The organism is Streptococcus sp. NLN64, assembly GCF_015831295.1.
Classification (GTDB): domain Bacteria; phylum Bacillota; class Bacilli; order Lactobacillales; family Streptococcaceae; genus Streptococcus.
In genome coordinates this window covers 1-6835 of the sequence record NZ_JADXDQ010000076.1, presented here as the reverse complement: position 1 = coordinate 6835, position 6835 = coordinate 1, and the positions used below count along the sequence as shown (strand labels likewise).

General features: G+C 41.8%; 7 protein-coding genes. 2 read left to right on the top strand and 5 right to left on the bottom strand.

Annotated features, from left to right (window positions below):
- Window positions 1-347: 347 nt before the first annotated feature.
- From I2503_RS08730 to I2503_RS08710, 5 genes are all read right to left on the bottom strand, one after another.
- Window positions 348-1490: a nucleotidyltransferase family protein gene (locus I2503_RS08730; RefSeq protein ID WP_196967698.1), complete on the bottom strand. Its 1143-nt coding sequence runs from the start codon at window positions 1488-1490 to the stop codon at window positions 348-350.
- A complete protein-coding gene (locus tag I2503_RS08725) occupies window positions 1487-3157 on the bottom strand; it encodes an ABC transporter ATP-binding protein (RefSeq protein WP_196092154.1) in 1671 nt (556 codons plus the stop codon). Before I2503_RS08725 ends, I2503_RS08730 begins: the two co-directional genes overlap by 4 nt.
- Window positions 3144-3584: a S24/S26 family peptidase gene (locus I2503_RS08720; protein ID WP_196967697.1), complete on the bottom strand. Its 441-nt coding sequence runs from the start codon at window positions 3582-3584 to the stop codon at window positions 3144-3146. The genes I2503_RS08725 and I2503_RS08720 overlap by 14 nt, the downstream gene beginning before the upstream one ends.
- Before the next feature lie 6 nt (window positions 3585-3590).
- The gene (locus I2503_RS08715) at window positions 3591-3857 is read right to left on the bottom strand and encodes a PqqD family protein (protein WP_196092156.1); all 267 of its coding nucleotides are present in this window, start codon (window positions 3855-3857) and stop codon (window positions 3591-3593) included.
- Window positions 3858-4008: 151 nt separating this feature from the next.
- The gene (locus tag I2503_RS08710; RefSeq protein WP_196092157.1) at window positions 4009-4752 is read right to left on the bottom strand and encodes a hypothetical protein; all 744 of its coding nucleotides are present in this window, start codon (window positions 4750-4752) and stop codon (window positions 4009-4011) included.
- 558 nt (window positions 4753-5310) lie between these two features.
- Between I2503_RS08710 and I2503_RS08705 the strand changes: the two genes are divergently transcribed.
- Window positions 5311-5844, top strand: coding sequence for a DUF402 domain-containing protein (locus tag I2503_RS08705; RefSeq protein ID WP_135037582.1), 534 nt, complete (start codon window positions 5311-5313; stop codon window positions 5842-5844).
- Between the two features lie 401 nt (window positions 5845-6245).
- Window positions 6246-6563: a DUF960 family protein gene (locus I2503_RS08700; protein WP_196092158.1), complete on the top strand. Its 318-nt coding sequence runs from the start codon at window positions 6246-6248 to the stop codon at window positions 6561-6563.
- Window positions 6564-6835: the final 272 nt, after the last annotated feature.

Sequence of the window (6835 nt, the reverse complement as noted above, 5' to 3'; positions counted from 1 at the left end):
AGTGTTGGTGCTAATATTAAATAAAGCTGCTGTTTCTTTACGTGTATGTCCCTCTTTAACATATTCAAGGACACGTTTTCTAAAATCAATTCCGTATGCCATAGGAATAGTATACCACATACAGTTTTATAATCTAAAAGACTATAAAAGCAAACTAAAAGACTATAATCCTCTTCGCTGAACGTATTGATTGCGTGCTTTGCACGCATTATTGATAAGATTCAACAGGTCTCCCAGACCTGTTGAACTACCATCATCGGCTTTCCTCGTCATCACTTTGAAAGTTTCGAGTATTCTGATTTTGAAATTAGTTAAGTATTAAAATGAACCCTTTCCCGTTTTTAGGCTTATTTTTTCATCTTCCATAACAATTGTAATTCATAAGCAACCCGGTCTTTCCGATTCAGGGCGGCATCACCTAATCGGTGGGCCCAGCCAAGAGGGAGAAGGATCGGGTATTTTTGGACATAGGGATACTTGTGTTTGATGAGTTTGGACGGCAGGAAAATACGCTTCCAAGTATAGACTAGCGAAGCTACTAGAGGTGAAGAGTGGTCTTGATGAACCGCCTTTAGGCGATTCTCTACATGATGCTCAAAGGTTCCATAGGCTCCTTGTGTGAGGATAACATCTGCCACTGGATTCAAATCCTCAGACCACTTTCCAGTTTGGAACCAGGCATCTGTAATGGCCAGGATAGATTGATGGAAATCAATCAATTCCAAGTCCGCTAGACCTTTGTTAACTAGACCCCAGTCTAACTGCTGCTCGTATTTTTCTAAAAAGATAAAGATGTCCATCACTGAACGAATCCCACTTCCACCTTTAAAATAATGTTTTGCAAAATGAGCAACCATAAAGAGATAAAAATCTTCTAAGCTCATCCGATAGCGATAGTCTCCTTGGTCGGTCAGAATGGAGGGTGAGGTGATTCCTGCTTGGAAGAAGGGAGCATAGGGTTCTTTCTGATCAAATAAATACCGATGGATTTCAACCTCAATTCGATAAAACCCTTTATCCATCCGGTAGGTATCATGATTGGACAAACCATAATCAATATTTTGATAGCCCGTCTGCCCTAATAGATCAAAAACTTTTTGCGCATCTTCAGGATCGATTAAAATATCGAGATCCCCAAGGTAGCGGTAATCGAGCTGGGGATAATCATGGATCAAAACCGATCCTTTCAAGGGCATATGCTTGATTTTTTGCTGACTAAACAACTGACTCAAGCGTTCCAATTCTGCCATTTGGTTCATTGTTTTGATAATATTCCCGTCTCGATTAGCTTCCCATTCCCTCAAGAGAGATTCAGATGGCTGCCGTTCTAATTGTTCAATCGCATAGAAACTAATCCCCTCAATACAGTGAAATTTCGCAAACTGATAAATCTCTTCAAAAGTCAACTCCGCCGGTTTTTCCATTGGCTTCTCGCCTTTCAAAACCGATCCTAGCAAACTGACAAGATACAAGCCGATTTGTTTGTTCATGATTTTCTTTCCTGAACCCTTCCTTTTTCTAATTGGATTTGGCGATCACAAACCTCTAAAGAGGCTGGTCGATGGGTCACTATGATGCATGTTTTTTCTGTTAATCCAGCAATGCTGGCTAAGACTTTCTTTTCAGTGGTTTCATCCAAGGCGCTGGTGGCTTCATCTAACAGTAAAATCTGAGCCTGTGATAGGAATGCTCTAGCCAAGGCCAAGCGTTGTTGCTGGCCTTCAGATAGGGTTTTTCCTTGTTCCCCCAACAGATGATCCAATTGTCCCGGAAGCTCACGCACAAATTCCGTTGCTGACGCTTTTTCCAAGGCCTCCCATATCTCTTCATCCGTTCTGACTCCCTGACCTAGCAAGAGGTTATCGCGAATAGTCCCCGAAAAGAGAGCATGCCCCTGTGGAACATAGGTAAAGAGAGAACGAATTTGAGCAAGACTGAGGTCCGAATAGCAATAGTCTCTATTCTTGACCCTTAGTTTGAGAACTCCTTCCTCTGGCTCATACAATCCTAGCATGAGGTAAAAAAGTGTACTTTTCCCATTCCCCGAAGTTCCTGTTAAGGCAATTTTGTCCCCCGCAGCAATATTTAATTGAACTTCCGATAATATTTTACCCTTATCCGAATAGGAAAAATCAACTGCTTCAAATGAGAGATTTTGGAACTCCAATTCCTCCTCCGGATAACTGGACTCCTGAGACTCTACATCCACCTCTTCTAACGCCATCAAGCGTTCACTACTCGCTAATAGTGCATAATAGCGGTTGGTTAAATTCGATAAATTCGTGATTGGTAGCATTACATTATTCACAAGCTGCATCAAGGCCACCAGTGTTCCGTAACTGATCTCCCCACGAGCAATTTGAAAGCTCCCCAAGCAAATAACCAGCAGCGAACTAATCTGTACACTCCCCTGTTTCGCTAGGCTACTTATAGAGGTCAACCTACGCCGTTTTTTTCGCGTTCTCTCATAGTCTCCCTGTAAAGTCCCAAATTTCAAAAGACCTTGGGACTCTGCTCGGAAAGCCTTAACCACTACCAAGTTGGTCATCATTTCCTGTAGAAAAACTTGCAGCCTGTCTTTAGAACCCTGCACCGCTCGATGAACTTCCTTAAATTTTTTTCGAAATAAAAGATTTAAGGAAAATAAGATTATCCCGGCTAGTCCAAGCCAAAAAGTCAAACCAGGTACCAATTGGTAGAGTAAATAAAAGGACAACAAAATATTGACCCCAATTCGCAAGGAATTGGGAATCAAGACTGCGAGCCCACTCGTGACAATTTCAATATCTGAAAAAAAGCGAGTCAGCCATTCACCAACAGCCATCTCCCGCACCGCTATGTATGGCTTCACAAAGATCTGTTCCAAAACCCGTTTCCGAAACAAGACCTCCAAACGAGTTTGTAACAAATCTTCCATTGCAGGGAGCAATAAACGCAATATCAACTGTAAAACAGCCAATAGGGCCAAGACTAGCATTTGTGTCAAAAGAAGTGACTGATCCCCACCAACAGCCGCATCAATGACCGATCGACTCTTTGAAATAAAAGCGATCCGCACGATTGAAAAGAGAACGCTGATCAGCGAAAGGAACAGAACAGTTCCCTGTAAGAATTTTGTCTGACAGTAAAGCCAGCGAATGATGTCACGGGGTCCCATGAATTCGCCCCCTTCTTAGTTTCCGATAGACCTTCAAAATGAAGAAGCGCAGGATCCACGGTTTACACCAGAACCACCGATAGAGAGAACTTTTCATATTCCTAAAATCAGCCGTTCGCCCCCGACGTTGGTAATTCACCAATACAGCTATAACTTGATCTGCATCGGGATATTCAAAATAAGTACAGTTATCCCCATTCAAAATAAGAGCTCCGTTTTGAATACGGGCCACCCGATGTAACACCAAGATGCGATCCCTACGACGATACAAAACAATATCCCCCACATGGATTTCCCCAAAAGAATCCAGAGATTCCAGGGTTACTAAATCTCCATTACGTAAGGCTGGATACATACTATTCCCTTGAGCCTGTAAAATATGGTGGCCTTCTACTGCAAGGTGTTCCTCAATACTTCGTTTCTGCATATATGCCTAGTCTGCCAGTAAATTTTCACGCGCCAACAAAGCCAAGAAGGCCCCTACATCTTTTTGAGCCAGTTCCTGATCAATCCCATACTCCTCTTGCAGAGCCAGAACGAGACTTGCTTCCTCAGCCCCCTCCTGTAAGTGCCTCCACAAGAACTGCGCAGATTCATTCAATTTAATCATCCCTTGAAATTCCTGATTGCGCTCACCAACCGCAACAACCACATACTGATTTCCCAATTTATTCAACACAAAATCAGATTTAATTTTCATTTTTAGTTCATCCTTTCTCAAAAACGAATACTCGAAACAGCTTGAAATCTGAATCAAAAAACAAGCATTGCTTCCTCCTTTAACCGATGCTGACTTAACCAGTTTCAGAAAAAGCGGATTCCCACGTTTAGAATTTAAAATGCAATGAGTACTAAGAACTCTGTTCCTCAAGCCATTTACTGGACCCAAGTCCCTTGTGCATCCCTTGATAAGCCAATTGAGCGGCTGCTTCCGATATCGTACATTCCAAAATATAAAAAGGGATGTTTTGGATGGTCCAGTCTAGCAAATTCATCAATTTTGCTAATTTCACAGAATCCCTAGGCAATCGTAATTGAGGAAAGAGGCGATCCATGACTTCCTCTTGACTGGCTAACCGCATCCGATTCTGAGCGCCCCTCTCCAGAAAACAAATTCCCTTTAAGGGAACTTGCACATTTGTCTCCCAACCTTCTTTTCCACACCAGGGAGTTCCAGCCGCTAGCAATTCCTCCCCGCGTTTAAACAGAAACGGCTTATCCCCGTTCACAACAAATGCTTTTTCCCCAAAATACTGCAACCATTGGCGAACATGGGTACTCTTTCCCATTCCAGATCGAGCAGTGAAGGCGAAAGCCTCTCCCCCGACAGCTACTACAGCTGCATGTAGAAAGAAGGCATCAAAATCCAGGATCTGGTCGCAGAGGACTGCTAGAACAGCTGTAATTTCATGAACTCCTCGGGAAAAATCTTCCTCCGTCTTCACTTGAAAAAATTCAATATCCTTATCCGTAACAGAAATCTGGATATCAGCCTTCACACCAGTATCCGCTATCAGATAGTTCTGCACAAATGGCCGAATTTCTGGATACCGCTCTTGAATGTCAACACTTACTCCCGCGATTTCTATGCGCATACTCACTCCTCTTCCTATTCTTTCAATCTGAAAGGCCTTCTGATAAAACGGCCATAACGTAAGCAAGGGTGGAAAAGTTTCCTCTCCCAACCCTTCAACCAACCTATATCGTTCACGAATACTCTTCCAAAATCTCCCTAGCCATTATCATCTATGTTATACCCTATTTGGAAGCTGGGGCAAAAGTCTCAACCTTCCTATTTTAGTTAGCGGAATAACGTTTACGCAGCAAGTTCAAAACCATTCCAGAGATTTCAACCTTCAGCAGTTCACCTCCTAGGCAATTTGACTTTCATTCATAAGTAGCTACAACCCCTATGAATAAAGGAAAAACAGGCATCACGTAGAGCTGAACACTTTGTTTATAGTAGCATGATTCCACAAAAATAACAAGGGAAGTGAACTCCCAAAAACCTCCCTCAAGCGAATCTCAAAGCAAGCGCTACTTTTTAGCAAACCAAACCTAGCTCCCCCACATCACTCAAATCTTTTTAAGACATCCTCTTTCTTTTTATGATATACTTATACAGTAAGTGTATTGTAGAAAGTTGGTAGCTTATGAAACTTCCAAAAGAAGGCGACTTTATTACAATTCAAAGTTATAAGCATGATGGGAATTTGCACCGCACTTGGCGCGATACCATGGTACTAAAAACAACAGAGAACGCCCTCATTGGTGTCAACGACCATACACTGGTTACCGAGAGTGATGGTCGTCGTTGGGTGACACGTGAACCAGCCATTGTCTATTTCCACAAGAAGTATTGGTTCAATATTATCGCTATGATACGCGATAATGGCGTCTCCTACTACTGTAACCTGGCCAGCCCCTATTACTTGGACCAGGAAGCCCTTAAATACATTGACTACGACCTCGATGTCAAAGTTTTTGCGGATGGGGAAAAACGTCTACTGGATGTAGAAGAGTACGAACGTCATAAAAAACAAATGAACTACTCCGAGGATATCGATTTTATCCTCAAGGAGAATGTCAAAATTCTAGTGGATTGGATTAATAATGGCCGTGGACCTTTCTCCCAATCCTATGTAAATATTTGGTACAAACGCTATTTAGAACTCAAAAATCGGTAAAGTTAGCCTTAGGGGTCGTGTGGGTTCCACCTACCCCTTTTAGTTATACTCTTTAAACTTCAAATTTCGATACTCTTTGGAGTTCAAAATCTGACCTTGTCAAGCCTCTTTGATGAACTTACTGATTGCGTGCCTTGCACTATCATCATCTGCTGTCCTCGTCATTTTTTGAAATTCTTCGAGTGTTCTTATTTTATAGTCTGTTAATTTGCTTTTAGTACATGGCAGCGAGTCGTAGACAGCTCAAAATCTCTGGGGGAGATTTTGAGCTTGCTGAGTACAACTTTCGAAGTAAGTTTCAAATAAGTACGGCAAGACGAGCTAACACAGTAATAAAAGATAAACTAAAAGACTGTAAAACTTTCGAAAACTGACTAGGTATTTATAAGAAAGGAATTGCTATGGCTTTTTCAACCCCTACTGAACGTTATGCCTCCTTCGGCATTGTCACCAGTCTTCCCTCTGAACTCATTGATTCCTTTTGGTTTATTATCGATAAAAATTTGCAAGGTGTCTTTGACCTTACTTCACCCTTGCATTTTAGAATCCTGAAAACGGCAACGAATCAGGTGACCATCGAATACCGGAGCTCCCAAACAGCTTCTTGGATTCAATTCGACCTCCCCTATTCCTTTAATCCACGTTATCCTCGGGAAGTCTACATCGTAGAGCAAAACAATACCCAAGTTATCGTTTTACCAGACGAACTAAACGGGTGAAAAAAGCCAAACCGCCGTTGCGGTCTGGCTTTTTTAGCCATTCCTCTTCCTCCAAGGATTTTTGTAGTAAGAAATAGATTGGTTATACTCATTGCATTTCAAAATCTGAACGTGTTATAGTCTTTTATTTGAAAATAACACAGTAAAAAAAGCGCAAAAAAACACTATCTGTGTTATACTTAAGGTGAACATATTTAAAAATGTCTTAAGGATGTTGCCGCATCCCTAATGCTCTTGCTGCTTCATAAGTTTGATGTGTTTTCAAAAGTTTG

What these genes read in the sequence shown, in the direction of transcription:
- I2503_RS08730 (WP_196967698.1), bottom strand. Translation starts at nt 1,490, where the DNA reads ATGAACAAACAAATCGGCTTGTATCTTGTCAGTTTGCTAGGATCGGTT.
- I2503_RS08725 (WP_196092154.1), bottom strand. Translation starts at nt 3,157, where the DNA reads ATGGGACCCCGTGACATCATTCGCTGGCTTTACTGTCAGACAAAATTC.
- I2503_RS08720 (WP_196967697.1), bottom strand. Translation starts at nt 3,584, where the DNA reads ATGCAGAAACGAAGTATTGAGGAACACCTTGCAGTAGAAGGCCACCAT.
- I2503_RS08715 (WP_196092156.1), bottom strand. Translation starts at nt 3,857, where the DNA reads ATGAAAATTAAATCTGATTTTGTGTTGAATAAATTGGGAAATCAGTAT.
- I2503_RS08710 (WP_196092157.1), bottom strand. Translation starts at nt 4,752, where the DNA reads ATGCGCATAGAAATCGCGGGAGTAAGTGTTGACATTCAAGAGCGGTAT.
- I2503_RS08705 (WP_135037582.1), top strand. Translation starts at nt 5,311, where the DNA reads ATGAAACTTCCAAAAGAAGGCGACTTTATTACAATTCAAAGTTATAAG.
- I2503_RS08700 (WP_196092158.1), top strand. Translation starts at nt 6,246, where the DNA reads ATGGCTTTTTCAACCCCTACTGAACGTTATGCCTCCTTCGGCATTGTC.